Genomic DNA, 19,026 nt, shown 5'->3' on the forward strand with positions numbered 1-19,026 from the left:
TATTAGATAGATTTAATCTAAAAATAGAATGTTACTAAATTAGCTCAACTACTTGTATTTTCTGTGAAGAAGGCATAAAATTTTATTTATAGATATATTAGAAAATTTTTATTTGTGAATTAGTGGTGCAATTGTCTACCATAAATCATTGATTCACACACGATATGAAGAAACGTAATTGTCGCTTTATGGCAATTAAGCTGTTTTCTCATGTTTTCATATTCATATCTAATCTACTCAATTTATGCGCTATCTAAAAAGCTGCAAAACAAAAGGAGAGGACGCAAGTGATTAGTCAGTTGTCTTGGAAAATCGGAGGTCAGCAGGGAGAAGGGGTCGAAAGTACAGACCGCATTTTCTCAACTGCCCTTAATCGGCTTGGCTACTATTTGTATGGCTATCGTCATTTTTCTTCAAGAATTAAAGGTGGTCACACAAACAACAAGATTCGTATTTCGACAAAGCCAATTCGCTCGATATCCGATGATTTAGACATCTTGGTTGCATTTGACCAAGAAACGATCGATCTTAATGCGCACGAGCTCGGCAGCACAGGTGTTATTGTTGCTGATGCAAAATTCAATCCGACTTTACCTGAGGGGGTTAAAGCTAGATTGTTCCCTGTACCTATTACAGCAATCGCTGAAGATTTAGGTACATCATTATTTAAGAATATGGCAGCTTCGGGTGCTTCATGGGCATTGCTCGGTTTACCACTAGAAGTATTCAATAAAGCAGTAGAAGAGGAATATGGTCGTAAAGGCGCTGCTGTCGTAGAGAAAAACATTGAGGCAGTTCGCAAAGGTGCTGAGTTCGTATTAGAGCTAGCTGGCGGTCCAATTCCAGAATTACAATTAGAACCTGCAGACGGTGAAGAAAAACTATTTATTATCGGTAATGATGCAATCGCACTAGGTGCAGTAGCTGCTGGTTGCCGCTTCATGCCTGCATATCCAATCACACCTGCTTCTGAAATTATGGAGTATTTAACTAAAACGCTTCCAAAACACGGCGGCTCTGTTATCCAAACAGAAGATGAGATCGCTGCTGTAACGATGGCAATTGGTGCTGGCTATGGTGGGGCGCGTGCTATGACTGCATCCGCTGGCCCTGGTCTATCACTAATGACTGAAGCTATTGGTCTGGCGGGTATTACGGAAACGCCTGTTGTTATCGTTGATACGCAACGCGGTGGCCCAAGTACAGGTCTTCCAACAAAGCAAGAGCAAAGTGACTTGAATGCAATGATCTATAGCACGCATGGTGAGATTCCCAAAATCGTGCTTGCACCAAGTACAATTGAAGAGTGTTTCTACGATACTATCGAAGCATTCAATCTAGCTGAACAATATCAATGTCCTGTTATTCTATTAACAGACTTACAATTATCATTAGGTAAACAATCTTCCGCACTGCTTGATTATGACAAAATTGTAATCGATCGCGGTAGATTAGTTACAGAGGCTCCACAGCTTGGAGAAAACGAACTATTTAAGCGCTATGAATTTACAGAGGATGGAATTTCACCTCGTATTCTTCCTGGTGTGAAGAACGGTATTCACCACGTAACTGGTGTTGAGCACGATCAAGCTGGTCGTCCATCAGAGAGCCCAGTTAATCGTAAGAAAATGATGGATAAACGTATGGAAAAAATGAAGCACGTGAAAGTGACCAATCCTTTCCTAATTGATGCTCCTGAAGAGAATCCAGATTTACTGATTATTGGTATGGGTTCAACTGGTGGTACAATTGACGAAGCTAGAGGACGTTTAAGTGCAGATGGTATTACTACGAATCACTTGCAAATGCGCCTTATGCATCCGTTCCCAGCAGATGAGCTTAAGCCTTTCATCGAGAAAGCTAAGAAGGTTGTTGTTGTTGAGAATAACGCAACTGGTCAGTTAGCTAATCTGATTAAGCTTAACCTAGGTAACCACGATAAAATCGAGAACCTGCTTAAGTATAATGGTAATCCGTTCTTACCAGCAGAAATTCATGAAGAATGTAAGGGGATGGCACTCTAATGGCAACATTAAAAGACTTCCGCAATAACGTTAAACCTAACTGGTGTCCTGGCTGTGGCGACTTTTCCGTTCAAGCATCGATTCAAAGAGCAGCTGTTAACTTAGGGTTAGAGCCTGAGCAGCTAGCTGTTATCTCAGGTATCGGATGTTCGGGTCGTATCTCAGGATATATTAATGCATATGGCTTGCACGGCGTACATGGTAGAGCATTACCAATCGCCCAAGGCCTTAAAATGGCTAACAGAGAGCTTACAGTGATCGCATCTGGCGGTGACGGCGATGGTTTCGCAATTGGTATGGGTCATACTGTACATGCGATCCGCCGTAACATCGACATTACTTATATCGTAATGGATAACCAAATCTATGGATTGACAAAAGGTCAAACTTCTCCGCGAAGCGGCGAAGGCTTCAAAACGAAGAGCACGCCTTCAGGTTCAATCGAAACACCACTTGCACCATTAGAAATGGCACTTGCAGTAGGTGCAACATTCGTTGCTCAAGCGTTCTCCTCGAACGTTAAGCAATTAACATCCATTATCGAAGCCGCTGTTCAGCACAAAGGCTTCTCCATGGTTAACGTATTCAGTCCATGTGTAACTTTCAACAAAGTGAACACATACGACTGGTTCAGAGAACATGTAACGGATCTGGATGAAACACCTGGTTACGATTCATCTAATCGTATGGCTGCTATGTCCAAACTTATGGAAACGAGTGGACTGATCACGGGTATCATTTATCAAGATACTTCGAGGAAGAGCTATGAAGATCTTGTTCCAGGCTTCAAGGCTGAAGGTCTTGCAAACCAAGATATCAAAATCTCCAAAGAAGACTTTGAGAAGCTTGTTGCAGAATTCAAATAATTGCTTATCAATCCAAGGCATATGGTTGTTCGCAACCATATGCCTTTTCTTTTCTCCTGCTAGGGTTTACTTTGGGGTGCATATTTTATAAAATAATAGTGAAACATCACACTGTACTCGCATACAAATACAGCATAGAACAAAGGATGGGACAAGATTATGACGAATCAAGACAGCAAATTAGTACCAATTGGCATCTCAGCTAGACATATTCATTTATCACAGGCACATATTGATATTTTATTCGGTGAAGGTTATCAGCTGACTGTATTTAAGGATCTTACACAACCAGGACAATATGCAGCGAATGAAACAGTAGGCGTATTCGGTCCAAAGGGTGGATTTGAGAAGGTTCGTATTCTTGGACCTGCACGTAAAGAATCACAACTTGAGGTTGCTATGACAGATACGCTAAAGCTTGGTATTCAAGCTCCAGTTCGTGAATCAGGCAATATCGAAGGTACACCAGGTGTTAGGGTTGTAGGACCTAAAGGTGAAGTTGAAATGGACAAAGGCGTTATTGTAGCTGCTCGTCACATTCATTTCCACACATCGGATGCTGCTAAATGGGGTATTGCGGACAAGCAAGTTCTTAAAGTGAAATTAAATGGACTTCGTCCTTTAACATTTGATGATGTCATTGCACGTGTATCGGATTCATTTGCGCTTGATATGCACATTGATACAGATGAAGGTAATGCAGCGGGTGTCAAAACAGGTCAAATGGCTGAAATTATCGGCTAATTCGCCTATTATAGTTCGGGATCAAGAACTCCTCAATTCGATTGGGGAGTTTTTGTATTATAGAATTTATAACATTTGTGTCATAAATTCTAAGTAATACCTTAAGAAACGCATCCGTCTTATGAAGACGATGAAACCGTTTCTTTTTGTGCGTATTTTGCCTTTTTCATCAGATAGTAATCGGACAGGTTAGTATGATATAATTTTGTAATAACTCTAATAGATAAAAGCTTGTTAATATAGAGGGGTGTGAGTGTAGAATGAGCAAGGAGGCTAGTAACCAGGCGGACTTAAAAGCTGTCAAAGGTGCTAAGGACTACTCCAAATACTTTGATTTCTCTAGTGCCAAATTATTGTCAGAAGATGAGAATGGCAAGAAGTATAGAATTAGTGGTCGAGAGGTTCAGATTAAGAGTGGACCATCGCATCAAGATGAGAAGCGCAGAGGTCGCGAAGAAGTTCAAGTATTTTACGAGAACGCAGTTCCAGAAGAGCTTCAGGAGCTGGGTAAAGGTAAATACTATTTAATCTATACATTCGGCTGTCAAATGAATGAGCATGATTCGGAAACGATGAAGGGCTTGCTGGAGCAGATGGGGTATCAGTCCACTGAGGATCGTAAGCAGGCGGATGTTATTCTACTCAATACATGCGCCATTCGTGAGAATGCAGAAGATCGCGTATTCGGTGAATTAGGCCATCTCAAGACACTCAAAACACAAAAGCCTGATCTTGTTCTAGGTGTATGTGGCTGTATGTCCCAAGAGGAAGGCGTAGTTAGTCGAATCTTGCAGAAGCATGCATTCGTAGACATTATTTTTGGAACACATAATATTCATCGCCTGCCAAGACTATTGCAGGAAGCTTATTTCTCGAAGGAAATGGTCGTAGAAGTATGGTCTAAGGAAGGCGACATTGTAGAGAACTTGCCTCATAAACGCGAAGGCATGCGTGCTTGGGTGAACATTATGTATGGTTGTGACAAGTTCTGTACGTATTGTATTGTTCCTTATACGCGTGGTAAAGAACGCAGTCGTAGGCCTCAGGATGTCCTTGCGGAAGTCCGAGATCTTGCAAGACAAGGGTTCAAGGAAATTACATTGCTAGGTCAGAACGTCAATGCGTACGGGAAGGATTTTGAAGATCTGGATTACACATTCGGTGATCTGATGGATGATATTCATAAGATCAATGTGCCGCGAGTTCGCTTTATGACCTCGCATCCGCGTGACTTTGATGAACGTCTAGTTGAAGTGCTAGCTAAAAAAGGTAATTTAATGGAGCATATTCATTTACCTGTTCAATCTGGCAGCACAGATGTCCTTAAGAAAATGGGACGTAAATATACACGTGAACGTTATCTTGAGCTTGTCGCTCAAATTCGTGCTGCCATTCCTGATGCAGTATTAACAACGGATATTATTGTTGGCTTTCCTGGAGAAACGGATGAGCAATTCGAAGATACGATGTCACTTGTGAGAGAAGTAGGGTTTGATACTGCATATACCTTCATTTATTCGCCAAGAGAAGGAACACCTGCTGCATCAATGATTGATGATGTGCCAATGGAAACGAAGAAGCAGCGACTCTATCGTCTGAATGATGCTATTGGTGAATATAGCAAGCAGAGCAATGATAAATTGTTAGGTGAAGTAGTAGAAGTACTTGTTGAAGGCGAAAGCAAATATGATGCGCATGTGCTATCAGGCAGAACGCGTACGAGCAAGCTTGTGCATTTTACAGGTGACAAAGAACTGATCGGAACATTCGTTCATGTCCGAATCACAGAAGTAAAAACCTTTTTCCTTAAAGGGGAATTAGTTCAAGAGGCAATGCAAATCTCTATCAAAAATGTTGATGATCTATAAGATCATATTGGGAGAGTGTAAAAAAGATGTCTAACCACCATGAACTAGAACCGTGTCCAATCGAGCATTACACGAATAAAGAATTTGTTGTCCGCGAAGATATTATGGTCAAAACAAAAGAGCTTGCAGAATTAATCACGACATCATCAGAGGTGCAGTTCTTTCAGCAAGCTGATAAACAAATTTCTGGTAATGAAGGAATCCAGAATCTGATTAATCAGATCAAGAAGAAGCAAAAAGAGATTGTTGCATTTAAATCATTTGATAATCCAGCAATGGTGCAAAAGATTGAAAATGAGATCGATCAATTGCAAGATGAGCTGGATCAAGTGCCAATCGTAAACGAATTCAGACAATCACAAGAAGATATCAACTATTTGCTTCAGCTTGTAATGGGTGTCATTCGAGATACCATCTCTGAGAAAATTACGGTTGAAGAAGGTAAAGATTCACCTTCAACTTCCAATTGCGGTTAACTTGTAGACAAGGGAACGATCCTGATGCTTAGTTCATAAGTGAAGGGATCGTTCTTTTGTGTTATTTATATCGCTTATATCCAAGTTTTTGTTTATACTTCCAATTCTTCACTAACTTACGATAGATTGTTTTATCCTCTAGCTTGGATAGAGGCTCATATTCGGGTCTTGTATTCACTTCAATAATCCACGGCCTTAATTCGTTATCAATTCCGACATCCATGCCGATTTCCCAAACATCAGGAAATTTCTTGCGAAGTTTCTTGGCCGTCTGCTTCCCAAGATCATATAGAAGGCTGACATAACCATCAATCTCACTCTCCGATAAATAAGGCTCGAGTAAAGTGTGAATAGGATGAAGAGTTGCGCCTTGGGCGCCATTGGTTACAATTTTATTTTTCGAAGCTAGTCTGCCGATAATTCCGCTTTCTTCCCATACCCCATCTTTATTCCGCTGAATCATGACACGAAAATCGAAGGGTCTGCCATCGCTAGTAAGTAAATGAATCCCTTTTTGTATAACGTATTTGCGATTCGTCATTCGCTCTTTTAATTTGCTAAACAATCCGTTGTACGTACGAAACGATTTGTGCTGTGTATTCCATTTGAGATGGTACTTGGAGTCAATTTCGGCCTGAAGTATACCTTTTCCTTTGGAGCCAGTATCTGGTTTAATAAAGACTACACGATAACGATTCAAGTATTTTCTTAGTTCGTCTTTGCTGAACAAAGAGGTTGTGGGTATATATTTTTGTATATGAGAATGTTTATTCAGCACCTTCGTTTTTGCCCATTTACTTGGAATGTAACTATTGAATTTACGACGTGGCACAATCATGGCTCCCTTCTGAAATGGTTGTCTTCGGCTATCACTCTAATTTATGTTGTTATGGGAACGATGTGCGTACAAACATGCTTTTGGTGGATATAAATAGGCAGATGATGGACTTATTTATAATAAAGACTGGTTATGCTGAATGTTTGAAATTATTGCAAATTAATACTAGAAGAAGTTCTCAAGCTTGGCTATAAATGATAAAATAAGGATGTAGAAAATTTTTGCAATTTATTTGAAACCTCGATATGGGGTTAACGTATTACTGTTTATAAATACAATAAACCAGTGTTCTGAGGAGGAAATCTACATGTCTATCTTTAAACGTTTAAGAGATCTAACGATGTCTAATATTTATGCCCTTATTGAAAAAGCAGAAGATCCTATCAAAATGACAGATCAATATTTACGAGATATGCAAGAGGATTTAGAGGATGCAGAGAAAGCAGTTGCTGCACAGATCGCAATTGAGAAGAAATTCAAGGCGCTATACGAAGAGCAGGAAGCATTAGTACAGAAACGTGAAGAGCAAGCGCATATCGCTGCTCAAGCACAAAATATTGATCTAGCACGCCGTGCACTTGAAGAGAAGAAAGCAGCAGAAGCTAAGATGGCTGAATATAAGGCAGCTTACGATCAGAACAAAGCAGCTGCTGATAATCTACGTGGTAAGCTGGACGAAATGCGTAAGCAATTGACAGAAATGAAAAATAAACGTGAAACATTAGTTGCTCGTTACAACGCAGCTAAAGCACAGAATGAAATTAATAAAGCGATGAGCGGACTTGGCTCTGACACAGCATCTGCTGGACTTAAACGCATGGAAGAGAAAATGATGCAAATGGAAGCGCAAGCTGAAGCTAGCAATGAAATGGCTTCTAAGAATTCAAATCTCGATGACGAGATTGCTAAGCTAGGCTCAAACAAAGAGGTTGATGATGAGCTTGCAGCCCTGATGAAAAAATACGAGCAAAACTAATATTGCTGTGGATGTCCACATCACCAAAGAGAACGTCGTAAGACGTTTCTCTTTTTGAATTAAGGAGGAACATAGATGACATGGAATGTCATAGCTGGCGCACTCGTATGGGCAGGTGCTGGCGCGGCTCTTTTGTATGTATTAATGACGATTGACACACTATTAACGCGCTATAAAGATTTTGATGAGATCAAAAAAGGTAATATGGCGGTAACTTTACGATTTGTGATGAAGCTGTTTGCACAAGGTTATATTCTGTCACAATCTATTCGCGTGTCTAATGATTTATTGGAAGGGTTGTTTGTTTCAATCGTTTCCTTTGTGATTTTACTTATTTTGGAATTTGTTGTTCGAATCGTACTTAGCTTGACCACAGGTCTTAAATTGGCGGATGGTACCCAAGCAGGTAAAGTGACGCATGGACTTATCGCTGGATCATTACATGTTGTTGGTGCTCTAATCATTGCAGCATATATCGCACCGTAAGAATATTTCATCTAAATGCTAAGGAGACGAAACAATGAGCTTGTTTAAGCGCATTAAAAATATTGTAGCAAAGCCTGAAGCGCCAATAGTAGAGAAAAGTATGCTTCAGCTTAAAGCGGGAGATATATGTGAAGTATCCCTTGTAACTTATGAAGTAACGGGCCGTGTACAGAATCGACAAAGGAATGCGGTTGTGTTGACTTTGCAAGACGGCAATACGATACGTTACTTGAGTATTGAGGAGCGGGAGAAGTTGGTTTATTCCCTCTATTCACCGATCGATGGTAGATTGGATTCACCAGATGAGGTTCCGACAACGATGGAGCTTGATGATGAATTCTATCATTTGGATGAGCAATATTCAGGTTTTGTACAAGTTAGCGGCAGAACACCCTTTCATCAAGGCGGAGAACAATACGTATGGCAATATCAATCGGATTCCTCTAAGCTGCTTCGCATAGAGTGGCAGGATGGACGGTTCATGCTCTATGAAGGTGAATGGATTCTGAATGCTGACGTTAAAGTGATTCGCGGATCTTAAGAATGGGGTGATCACATGGCTAAACGGCTGTTATACGGTTTAAAATGGTTGCTTGTCGTTGCCCTAATTGTTCCGTTACTTGCAGCATGTACGTATACGGTCAGTGAATCTTTCCCTCTGGAATCAGTTAATAAGAATGGGAAAGAAACTTCCTACGTCTATAGAGCGGAGAATCAAACCGTACCTGAGGTAGCGCAGGAGATTGCTGACGAGAAGAAACCGAAGGAAATATCCAAGGAAGACATGGAACGTATGTTCCTTGTTTATAGCGATGAAATTTATCATATTCAGAAAGATCCTAACAAACCTGAGGATACCTTAATTGAAGTAAGCTCCAAAGAATATGTTAGAAATAATTATGCATCAGATTTTCTTAGAGGTTATATTACGGCATCCATTCTCGGTTCCCTATTTGATTCAGTAGGCTCTTGGGGTTCCGGTAATTATCGGGGCTACGGCACCAAAGATACTTATAAGCCTAAAACGGACTATACAAAACCGACTGAGCAGGATAAGAAGGCAAAACCGCCGATAACGGTTAACAAAACAGGCTCGATTACGAAACGAAACAGCAGCGGGACTTCAAGCAAATCGAGTTCTTCAGATAATAAGTCGAATGATTCAGGCGGTATTTTTGGCAAAATTACTCGTAACAGTGGAGACTCAAGCAGCTCTGGCAGTTCAGGCAGCTCAAGCAGCAGCAAATCATCCTCGGTAACGAAGAAGCCACCCAAAGTCAGTTCACCTAAGACTGGTTTTGGCAAGACCGGTTCAATTAAAAGGCGAAGATGATGCTGCAATGTGTTTCATATCGAAAAGGCGCTTTACTTCTCGTATGTACGTTCTTTGTACATGGGGAAGATAAAGCGCCTTTTGCTGTTTATAATCTGATATGCATTTAGCTTGAAGCACGATCCGCATTCATTCGTTCATGCTTGCGTTGCAGCGTAATAAGGCGGATTAACAAAAAGATCGCACCGGCGGCAAGCCCCGAATTAAGACCGATCCAATAGCCAAATGCCTGCAAGTCTGTGTAGTTGGCTAAGTAATAGCCAAGTGGAAGGCTAATGATCCAATAGGATACAAAAGCCATAATCAAGCTTGAATTTACATCTTTGTATCCCCGTAGGGCACCTTGAATCGGTGCTGCAATTGCATCCGATAGCTGGAAGAACAAGGCATAGATTAGGAATTGCTGCGCGAGTGCAAGGACAGCGGCATCCGTCGTATAGAAGCCCGCAATTTCTTTCGTGAAGACCAGTAATCCTATTGCACATAGCAAGGATAAGAATATAGCAAGGCAAATGCCAAGATAGCTGTATATTTTGGCGTCCTTTAATCGCTTTGCGCCAACTTCATATCCGACCAGGATGGTAAGTCCCATTGAAATACTCATTGGAACCATGTACAGGAAGGAGGCGAAGTTATTTGCAGCTTGATGAGCGGCAATCGTCGTTGTATTGAACTGACTCATTAATAAAGTGACCGTTGCGAAGACGGCAGTTTCGAAGAAGATCGCAAATCCGATTGGAACGCCGATTTTCAGAATTTCTTTCCATGCACGGAGGGATATTCGATATAAACGGCTGAAAATACGAAGCTCTGCGAAAGGCTGTTTGCGCCAAATGAAAAATACGGTTATAAGCAGGATGATCCAATAGGTTACTGCGGACGCATAACCTGAGCCAACACCGCCTAACTTAGGAAATCCGAACTTACCGAAGATAAGCAAATAATTCAGGATAATATTGATTGGCAGTGTCATAAGTGTAATGAACATCGTGATCCGCGTATAGCCATGCGCGTCGATGAAGCATCGAAGGACGGTATAAATAAATAGCGGAACTATACCTATGGAAATCGCTACTAAGAATCTATGGGCGATATCATGTACATCAGGATCTAAGCTCATGAGATTAAGTATGGGACCCAGAGTAAAAATGCCAATGATGATAATGCTAATTGCGATGATAACACCTAAGTAGATCGCTTGCACGATTTTTTCAGGAATTTGTTCTTTTCGTTTAGATCCAAGTAGTTGAGCGATAATCGGCGTGACCGCAAGCAGAATTCCTGTAACACCGGTATTAATCGGCGTCCATATACTTACACCGATTGCGACTCCTGCCAAATCGACAGGACTTGCATGTCCAGACATGGTGGTATCGAAGAAACTCATTGAAAAGAGCGCGATTTGTGTAATGAGAATAGGCAGCAGAATAACTAGCATTTGCCTAATTTTCTGTGATGTCGTAAATGTTTGTTTCATGGTTCTCCCTTTATGCAGTAACGTGATGTTATTTGTATGCTGCTGTAAATTATAACACAGACAAATTATTTAACACGGATTTATGATAAACAAGCGAAGAGATAACGTTATGACGTATCAACGCTTTAGTGTAAAATATGTATTTTTCACACCGATAAAAAAGACTAATCAGAATCATATTTTTTTTTAAAATAAATTATGTTAGAATACTTAACAAATGAGAGAGAAGGATGATGAAACTATGAGTACTGTTAATGTATCAACACAAGAATCCCTAAACCCGTATGAGATTGCACAAACACAAATTGAGCTTGCAGCGGCTAAATTAGGCTTAGCAGAGAATATCGTTGAAGTACTTAAGAAACCAAAACGCGTACTTACTGTGAACTTCCCTGTGAAAATGGACGATGGAACAACGAAAGTGTTCGAGGGTTATCGTTCCCAGCACAATGATGCGATTGGTCCTACAAAGGGCGGTATTCGTTTCCACCCGCAAGTATCCCTTGATGAAGTGAAAGCATTATCCATGTGGATGAGTTTCAAGTGTGGTGTAGTTGGTCTACCATACGGTGGCGGTAAAGGCGGCGTAATTTGTGATCCGACCAAAATGAGCAAGGGTGAGCTTGAGCGTGTAAGCCGTGCTTATATCGAAGCGATTGCAGATATCGTAGGTCCTGATCGCGACATTCCAGCACCAGACGTTTATACGAATGCACAAGTAATGGCTTGGATGACAGATACGTATAGCCGTTTAAAAGGTTCTTTCCAACCGGGTGTGATTACAGGTAAGCCGCTAATCCTTGGTGGTTCCAAAGGACGTAACGAAGCAACTGCACGTGGTTGTGTATTCACGATTCAAGAAGCGCTTCAAGAGATTGGTCTTGCTCCTAGCGACGCAACAGTAGCTATTCAAGGCTTTGGTAATGCAGGCCGCATCGCAGCAGAATTGTTGTCAGCGCTTGGATGCAAAATTGTAGCCGTATGTGATTCCAGAACAGCTCTTTACAACAAAGATGGTCTTGATGTGAAGAAACTAGCTGCTTGCAAAGACAATGGCGCTCTTATCGATTATGGCAAGGAATTTGAAATGAAAGCAGATCAAATTCTTGAACTGAACGTAGATATCTTAATCCCAGCTGCACTTGAAAATGTCATTACTTCTGCAAATGCAGATCATGTTAAAGCTAGAATTATCGCTGAAGCAGCTAATGGCCCTACAACACCAGAGGCTGACAAAGTATTGAACAAAAAAGGCATCATCGTGATTCCTGATATTCTTGCTAATGCAGGTGGTGTAACAGTTTCTTACTTCGAGTGGGTACAGAACTTAATGAACAACTACTGGAGTGAAGAAGAAGTAAACGCGAAGCTTGAAGTGAACATGAAGAACGCCTATACTGCAGTTCGTGCACTTTCCAAAGAATACAACACAGATCTTCGTACAGCTGCATTCATGATTTCACTAAAACGTATTTCCGAAGCAATGACTGCACGTGGTTGGGTTTAATTCATAAACTTATAAATCGTATTTCCTTAAGGCCTGCTTGTTAAGCGGGCTCTTTGTTTTGTAGCGACTTGGAATGGCAACATTGAATTATACTAGATATGTAATTTATTTCACTTATTTATAAGATAACTTGTAATATAATAGATGAGCTGTCTTACAAATGATTAAACTTGGAGGTTCGTTATATGGGATACCTAAAGCCTCATGAAATTGCAGCAGCCACAGTCGAAACGGGTGTCAAGAAGGCAACGCAATTGAATAGAAGTGCCTTAATCTTAGGATTTGTTGCGGGTGCTTTTATTGCGCTCGGTTATTTACTCTATATTCGAGTTATTGCAAACACACCTGCGGAGTGGGGAAGCATAACGACCTTCATTGGAGCATCCGTGTTCCCAGTTGGTCTTATCCTTGTTCTTATCGCAGGCGGCGAATTGTTAACGGGTAATATGATGGCAGTTCCGCTCGCACGTATGCAGCGACAAATAACAACATCACGTATGATTAAGAATATTTGTCTGATTACGATCAGTAATTTTGCAGGTGCAATATTTGTTGCTTATTTCTTTGGGCATATCGTTGGATTAACGGAAACAGGGCCTTATTTGGCCAAAACGATCAGTATTGCTGAACACAAAATTGACGATTCCTTCCTGCAAGCTTTCGTCTCAGGAATCGGTTGTAACTGGCTCGTAGCTCTTGCTGTTTGGCTATCTTACGGGGCAAAGGATCTAAGTGGCAAAATCCTAGGCATTTGGTTCCCTACGATGGCGTTCGTAGCCATTGGATTTCAACACGTTGTTGCTAACATGTTTGTCATTCCTGCCGCGATATTTGCGGGTGGAGATATTACATGGCTGGACTATTTACAGAACTTCGTACCCGTATTCCTTGGCAACTTAGTGGGTGGTTCTATTTTTGTAGCGGGTATTTATAAATTGGCTTACTTGAACAAAGCGGATGAAGCAGTTAAGTCTAAGTAAAATCAATAGGGAGGCGAAACCGATCAGGTATGGTCGATTTCGCTTCCTTTTTTTCATGTGAAGGTATAGTCTAATTTGCTCATGAATCCTTTCATATACTACACTGTTTATATAAAGGAGAGTGAATAGGATATGCGGATACTAATATTGGGCGGCACTGTATTTTTGGGCTATCATCTTGTTGCAGCAGCTTTAGCCAAAGGGCATGAAGTTAGCATTTTTACTCGGGGTGTAAGTCATTCTACTGTACATCCGGAAGCGGAGCATTTAATAGGTAATCGAGATGGGGATTTAGGGGCGCTCCGCGGTAAGAAGTGGGATGCGGTCATTGATACGTCAGGCTACATTCCTCGGATTGTTAGGGACTCTGTAACCTTGCTTCGGGATGCTGTGGACCATTATACATTTGTATCTAGTATTTCGGTATATGATCATTTCTTGGATCCTGGTAAAGATGAGACCGCGAGTTTAGCACAGTTATCCGACCCATTAACAGAGAATATCGCAGAATCCTATGGTGCGCTTAAAGCAGCCTGTGAGCAAGTTGTAATAGAGGGAATGCCGGAGCAGTCGCTTATCATTCGACCTGGATTAATTGTAGGACCTAGAGATACCTCTGATCGGTTCACTTATTGGCCTGTACGCGTTAAGGAAGGTGGGCAGGTACTTGCGCCAGGTAAACCTTCTAAGCCTATTCAAATCATTGATGTACGTGATCTAGCGGAATGGATTGTACAGTTAGTGGAAATAAAGCAGACAGGAACTTATCATGCGACAGGTCCTGATTATACGCTTACAATGGAACAATTGTTGACGTCATGTAAGCAGGTAAGCGAATCGAATGCGGAGTTTATCTGGGTTGATGATGCTTATTTGGTAGAGAATGAGGTTGGTGCTTGGATTGAGCTTCCACTCTGGATTCCTGCTACGCAGGAAAATGCGGGTATGGCTTACTTTCAGCAGGTGAATGTAAGTAAGGCAATTGCAGCAGGGCTTAAATTCAGACCCCTGGATGAAACAATTCAGGCTACAATTGACTGGCATCTGACACGCGACCCGTCCATAGAGCCTAGAGCAGGCTTAAATAGAGAGAAAGAACGGAAATTACTCGAACAGTTACGTAGGTAGCGGAGGGATAATATTGATGATGAAACAAGATATCGCATTAGTTGTCGTAGACGTACAAGGTAAATTAGCACGCATGGTGCATGAGTCAGAGCAGACGATTGCAAAGATTACGGCGATGATCAAAGGCATGCAGGTGCTGGGAGCGCCAATTATTTGGCTTGAACAATATCCGCAAGGCTTAGGTCCATCTATTGAAGAGGTGTCTTCATTGCTTGAAGGCAAGCAGGCGATACCTAAAGTTACATTCGATGCTTGTGGAACAAAGGAGTTCATGCTTCAATTGAAAGAAAGCGGGTGCAAGCGGATTGCACTCGTTGGAATCGAAACGCATATTTGTGTTTATCAAACAGCCGTTAGTTTAATGAAGCACGGTTATGAAGTGCAGGTTGTTACAGATGCGGTTTCATCAAGAACAGTTGAGAATAAACAGCTTGGCTTGCAAAGAATGCAATCAGAGGGTGTAAAATTAACAGGTGTTGAAATGCTTTTGTATGAGCTCGTGCAGAGTGCAAAGTCGGAGCATTTTAAACCAATCTTGAACATAATCAAGTAATGAACGAATAGGAGGGGCGATTGACTATATGAATTGGAATGAACTTAAAGATTTGCTAAACAAAAGCCGGAATATCGTCTTCTTCGGTGGAGCGGGAACATCGACTGAAAGCAATATACCAGATTTCAGATCTGCTTCCGGGTTATATAAGGAGAAGGCGTATGCTTATCCGCCAGAAGTTATGTTAAGCCATCGTTTTTTTATGAATAGAACGGAAGAATTTTATGATTTTTATCGAAGTAAAATGATTTATCCGGATGCCATGCCGAATAAAGCGCATCTTGCGCTTGCTGAATTGGAACGCAGACAGCAGCTTAAAGCGGTTATTACGCAAAATATTGATGGACTTCATCAGCAAGCGGGTAGCAAGCGGGTTATTGAGTTACATGGCTCTGTTCATCGCAATTATTGCATGGACTGCGGGGAAAAGTACGATTTGGCATTTGTTATAGACAAGGGAGCTGTAGTTCCGCATTGTAATAAGTGTGGAGGAATCGTTAAGCCTGATGTTGTTTTGTATGAAGAAGCGCTGGATTCAGCGGTAATTGAGCAAGCCTTACAATATATTTCAGAAGCAGATATGCTGATCATCGGCGGTACATCGCTTACCGTTCAACCTGCTGCCGGGATGATTCGGTATTATCGTGGGGATAAACTTGTGCTTATTAATCAAGATACAACCCCATACGATGGACATGCTAATTTTGTGATTCATGATCGTGTAGGGGCTGTACTCGATGCATTGATTTCAGAATAATGGATGGGAAGTTGAAGAGATTGGAACAGGAACGTACAAGCAATCATCAACAGGTGCTTTGTATTGGAGAACTATTAATAGACTTCTATTGTCGCGATATCGGCGTGAACTTGGCGCAAGGCATGAATTTCATGAAGCAAGCGGGTGGTGCTCCAGCTAATGTAGCATCGGCTGTTTCTAGGCTTGGCGGAAAATCGGCTTTTGCAGGTAAGGTAGGGGATGATCCTTTCGGTGATTTTCTCATTCAGACATTACAAGATGTATCCGTGAACACAGAACTGATCGCAAGAGATAGTTCCGCTAGAACAACGATGGCATTCGTATCGCTGCAAACCGATGGGGAGCGAGATTTCTTGTTTAATCGTGGAGCTGATGGCAATTTCACCGCAAGCGATTTACCTATGGAGAAGCTTCGAGAAGCTGCAATTGTGCATTTTGGCTCAGCTACTGCCATGTTAGGTGGAGCCTATTTGGATGCTTACTTTGATCTTATGGAGAAGGCTAGAAAAGAAAAAAGGTTTATCTCTTTCGATCCGAATTATAGGAGTAGTTTATGGGCAGAACGAACAGAGAAGTTCAATCAGCTAGCACGTAAAGGGATTGCTAGGGCAGATTTCGTGAAGGTTAGCGAAGAAGAGTTAAGATTAATTAGCGGTTGTGCGGATATAAACAAGGGTGTTCAAGAGCTTCACCGCTTGGGTGCGAAGGTCATTGCAGTTACGCTAGGCAAACAGGGAACATTCCTCTCCTGTAAGAATCAAACCGCTGTCATACCGAGTATACGGATTGTTGCGATTGATTCTACAGGTGCGGGAGATGCATTTGTCGGTGCAATACTTTATCAACTTGCTCAAATTGACCGTTTAAATGATGCTAAGCTTTCCTTTAGTAAATGGGAAGCTATTGTTCGATTTGCTAATCTTGTCGGAGCGATTGTGTGCACGAAAGTAGGCGCAATCGCAGCACTTCCATCACTTGAAGAAGTGATGCATATGCAGGAATCTTGAACTAACTCATAATGAACTTATGATGTGATCCAATAGGATGGTGGTGTTAAAGAAGGGGGAAGCTTCGTACGAGCATCTCCCTTTGCTGCATTTATTTGCGATTGTGTTAGGAATATAGCTCCGGTTAGGTCTGCACCACGAAGATCGGCATCACGCAGGTCTGCCCCAATGAGATCGGAATCTCTTAAATCTGCATTACGTAGATCTGCAGCAATCAGATAGGCTCCTCGTAAATTTGCTCCTCTCAGATCGGCATGGCTCAATTGTGCTCCGATGAGGTTCGCTCCTCTTTTGTATGATTTTTGCTTTTTAGGTGAAATGGTGTGCTTCATATAGGCTGCATTTCGAACAAGCTCGCTTGTTTGCAGCAGTAATTCATTAATATTTGCTCGGTATGCGGGTACGTCTATCTCCACAATGGCTTTAGGCTCAAGTAATGTAAGTCTTTCTGTTTCTTCAATTGCGGCTTGAATCTCCTGATGGATGGACTTGGTCGTTTCTAATGCAATAGATTGATGCAAATATAAGAGCATTTCCTGCAACTGTTCCACTATTGGAAAAACATGGAACATTAGTTCTGCAGATGCTGGAGCATCTCGCCAGCTTGTTCCTTTGAATGTTATTTGCGAAACTTTTTGCCCTGCACCATTACAGTCATATATGGTACAGCCTTTATAGCCTTGCTGTCGTAAATTCTTATGAATACCACATAAATAATCTGTCCTAAGATTAGAGCATGGAACACCTGAGTCCTTATCTAAGGCAAATTGGGTGGATGCGGCAAATGCTAACGCTGTACAACATAAACCGAAGCACTGCTCGCAATCAGCTTGAAAATCCACATGATTCGTCATAATTACATCTCCTTCATTAATTCTAAAAATACAATAATTTAGCTCGATTCACAATAGAGCAGCTATTTCCGATGAATGAATCTCCCAAATTAATCTAGCTTCTTCAGGTTTTTTGTGGGAAAATTAAATAGAGCTCTCTGGTATGTATACCGCTCAAATAGGAGATTTAAGGGGGTAATTGTATGAATAATCTAAAATATACCCGTTCCAAGCATTTTGAAATAGAACAGATTACAGATGGCGTTTATGCAGCGATTGCTATAAGTGGAACAGGTTCGGTGAGCAATGCAGGAATAATTGATTTAGGCGATGCTGCTTTAGTATTTGATACGTTTAATTCACAGCAAGCAGCCTATGATTTGCGTGTGGCAGCTGAAGAACTGACAGGTAAGAAACCTGCGTATGTGGTGAATAGTCACTGGCATGGCGATCATATTCGCGGAAATCAAGTTTTTGAAGATGCAGCGATAATCGCAACTCATGAGACGTTCGAGCTAATGAATCGTATGCATCCTGATCGCATTCGTCAGCAGATTGAAGGCTTGCCAAATATTGAGAACTATTTGACTTCTCTAAGGGAAAGATTAGAGTCTACCGCAGATGATCAAATCAAGCTTGGGATTGCACAAGAAATATCAAGTATTGAAGAAGTCGCTCTATCTCTTCAAACACTTCGGCTTACATTGCCTAATCTATTATTTGATACAAAGCTATCGCTATACGGCTCTAAGCGCAAGGTTGAGCTTATTTCCGTAGGAGCAGCGCATACAGCAAATGATATGATTCTTTATTTGCCAGAAGAGCAAATCGTATTCGCTGCAGATATCGTTCTTGTCGATACCCATCCGATGATGCTGCATGGCGACCCTGCACATTGGCTCGTTGCATTAGATCAATTGAGAGAGCTGCCGATCAAAACTCTTGTACCAGGTCATGGTCCATTAGGTGATTGGGGACATATCAATCGAATACAAGCTTATATACGAGGGATCACTGCTGATGCAAAACAATTTATACAAGAGAAGCGTTCGATTGAATCTTTGAGTGAAGTGTCCGTACCAACTGAGTTTGCAGAATGGGGGAGCAGTAAGTTTTATCATGATAATGTAAAGTTTGTGTATGAACGTATTCAACAACTAGAATGAAAAGAGG

General features: G+C 41.4%; 19 protein-coding genes. 16 read left to right on the forward strand and 3 right to left on the reverse strand.

Annotated elements, in window-relative coordinates; genetic code table 11:
* Positions 1-287 precede the first annotated feature (287 nt).
* From E0485_RS04025 to E0485_RS04045, 5 genes are all read left to right on the forward strand, one after another.
* Positions 288-2,024: a 2-oxoacid:acceptor oxidoreductase subunit alpha gene (locus E0485_RS04025; RefSeq protein ID WP_132416680.1), complete on the forward strand. Its 1,737-nt coding sequence runs from the start codon at positions 288-290 to the stop codon at positions 2,022-2,024.
* Positions 2,024-2,890 carry a 2-oxoacid:ferredoxin oxidoreductase subunit beta gene (locus E0485_RS04030; protein WP_132416681.1) on the forward strand — a complete coding sequence of 289 codons (867 nt, stop codon included), beginning with the start codon at positions 2,024-2,026 and terminating at the stop codon, positions 2,888-2,890. The genes E0485_RS04025 and E0485_RS04030 overlap by 1 nt, the downstream gene beginning before the upstream one ends.
* 159 nt (positions 2,891-3,049) lie before the next feature.
* On the forward strand, positions 3,050-3,634 hold the full coding sequence (pduL, locus tag E0485_RS04035) for a phosphate propanoyltransferase (protein WP_132416682.1): 585 nt from the start codon (positions 3,050-3,052) through the stop codon (positions 3,632-3,634).
* 260 nt (positions 3,635-3,894) lie between these two features.
* Positions 3,895-5,502: a tRNA (N6-isopentenyl adenosine(37)-C2)-methylthiotransferase MiaB gene (miaB, locus tag E0485_RS04040; RefSeq protein ID WP_132416683.1), complete on the forward strand. Its 1,608-nt coding sequence runs from the start codon at positions 3,895-3,897 to the stop codon at positions 5,500-5,502.
* Positions 5,503-5,528: 26 nt separating this feature from the next.
* Positions 5,529-5,978, forward strand: coding sequence for a RicAFT regulatory complex protein RicA family protein (locus tag E0485_RS04045; protein WP_165921067.1), 450 nt, complete (start codon positions 5,529-5,531; stop codon positions 5,976-5,978).
* Between the two features lie 61 nt (positions 5,979-6,039).
* Here the strand turns inward: E0485_RS04045 and E0485_RS04050 are convergent, their stop codons facing one another.
* Positions 6,040-6,810, reverse strand: a complete 771-nt coding sequence (locus tag E0485_RS04050; RefSeq protein WP_165921068.1) for a YheC/YheD family protein — start codon at positions 6,808-6,810, stop codon at positions 6,040-6,042.
* 313 nt (positions 6,811-7,123) lie between these two features.
* On the opposite strand from E0485_RS04050, the gene E0485_RS04055 reads away from it, so the two are divergent.
* The 4 genes from E0485_RS04055 (at position 7,124) to E0485_RS04070 (ending at position 9,611) form a co-directional block, all read left to right on the forward strand.
* Positions 7,124-7,792, forward strand: coding sequence for a PspA/IM30 family protein (locus tag E0485_RS04055; RefSeq protein WP_132416685.1), 669 nt, complete (start codon positions 7,124-7,126; stop codon positions 7,790-7,792).
* A 75-nt stretch (positions 7,793-7,867) separates the two neighbouring features.
* Positions 7,868-8,278, forward strand: a complete 411-nt coding sequence (locus tag E0485_RS04060; RefSeq protein ID WP_132416686.1) for a DUF350 domain-containing protein — start codon at positions 7,868-7,870, stop codon at positions 8,276-8,278.
* A 34-nt stretch (positions 8,279-8,312) separates the two neighbouring features.
* Entirely contained in the window at positions 8,313-8,819 is a 507-nt protein-coding gene (locus E0485_RS04065) for a DUF4178 domain-containing protein (RefSeq protein WP_132416687.1), read from the forward strand.
* 15 nt (positions 8,820-8,834) lie between these two features.
* Positions 8,835-9,611, forward strand: coding sequence for a DUF4247 domain-containing protein (locus tag E0485_RS04070; RefSeq protein WP_132416688.1), 777 nt, complete (start codon positions 8,835-8,837; stop codon positions 9,609-9,611).
* A 106-nt stretch (positions 9,612-9,717) separates the two neighbouring features.
* Here the strand turns inward: E0485_RS04070 and E0485_RS04075 are convergent, their stop codons facing one another.
* Positions 9,718-11,088 carry an MATE family efflux transporter gene (locus E0485_RS04075; RefSeq protein ID WP_132416689.1) on the reverse strand — a complete coding sequence of 457 codons (1,371 nt, stop codon included), beginning with the start codon at positions 11,086-11,088 and terminating at the stop codon, positions 9,718-9,720.
* A 241-nt stretch (positions 11,089-11,329) separates the two neighbouring features.
* Here E0485_RS04075 and E0485_RS04080 point away from each other — a divergent pair, with 241 nt between their 5' ends.
* The 6 genes from E0485_RS04080 to E0485_RS04105 all read left to right on the forward strand — a co-directional run bounded on the left by E0485_RS04080 (position 11,330) and on the right by E0485_RS04105 (position 17,020).
* The gene (locus E0485_RS04080) at positions 11,330-12,595 is read left to right on the forward strand and encodes a Glu/Leu/Phe/Val family dehydrogenase (RefSeq protein WP_132416690.1); all 1,266 of its coding nucleotides are present in this window, start codon (positions 11,330-11,332) and stop codon (positions 12,593-12,595) included.
* Between the two features lie 185 nt (positions 12,596-12,780).
* Positions 12,781-13,575, forward strand: coding sequence for a formate/nitrite transporter family protein (locus E0485_RS04085; protein WP_132416691.1), 795 nt, complete (start codon positions 12,781-12,783; stop codon positions 13,573-13,575).
* A 132-nt stretch (positions 13,576-13,707) separates the two neighbouring features.
* Positions 13,708-14,703: an NAD-dependent epimerase/dehydratase family protein gene (locus E0485_RS04090; protein WP_132416692.1), complete on the forward strand. Its 996-nt coding sequence runs from the start codon at positions 13,708-13,710 to the stop codon at positions 14,701-14,703.
* A gap of 16 nt (positions 14,704-14,719) precedes the next feature.
* Positions 14,720-15,256, forward strand: a complete 537-nt coding sequence (locus E0485_RS04095; RefSeq protein WP_132416693.1) for an isochorismatase family protein — start codon at positions 14,720-14,722, stop codon at positions 15,254-15,256.
* A 28-nt stretch (positions 15,257-15,284) separates the two neighbouring features.
* Positions 15,285-16,013 carry an NAD-dependent protein deacylase gene (locus E0485_RS04100; protein ID WP_132416694.1) on the forward strand — a complete coding sequence of 243 codons (729 nt, stop codon included), beginning with the start codon at positions 15,285-15,287 and terminating at the stop codon, positions 16,011-16,013.
* Positions 16,014-16,033: 20 nt separating this feature from the next.
* Positions 16,034-17,020, forward strand: coding sequence for a carbohydrate kinase family protein (locus E0485_RS04105; RefSeq protein ID WP_235857397.1), 987 nt, complete (start codon positions 16,034-16,036; stop codon positions 17,018-17,020).
* 17 nt (positions 17,021-17,037) lie between these two features.
* On the opposite strand, the gene E0485_RS04110 is transcribed toward E0485_RS04105, so the two are convergent.
* The gene (locus E0485_RS04110) at positions 17,038-17,874 is read right to left on the reverse strand and encodes a pentapeptide repeat-containing protein (protein WP_132416696.1); all 837 of its coding nucleotides are present in this window, start codon (positions 17,872-17,874) and stop codon (positions 17,038-17,040) included.
* A gap of 182 nt (positions 17,875-18,056) precedes the next feature.
* Between E0485_RS04110 and E0485_RS04115 the strand changes: the two genes are divergently transcribed.
* Positions 18,057-19,019, forward strand: coding sequence for an MBL fold metallo-hydrolase (locus E0485_RS04115; RefSeq protein ID WP_132416697.1), 963 nt, complete (start codon positions 18,057-18,059; stop codon positions 19,017-19,019).
* Positions 19,020-19,026: the final 7 nt, after the last annotated feature.

It is taken from the genome of Paenibacillus albiflavus (genome assembly GCF_004344915.1).
Lineage (GTDB): Bacteria > Bacillota > Bacilli > Paenibacillales > NBRC-103111 > Paenibacillus_AM > Paenibacillus_AM albiflavus.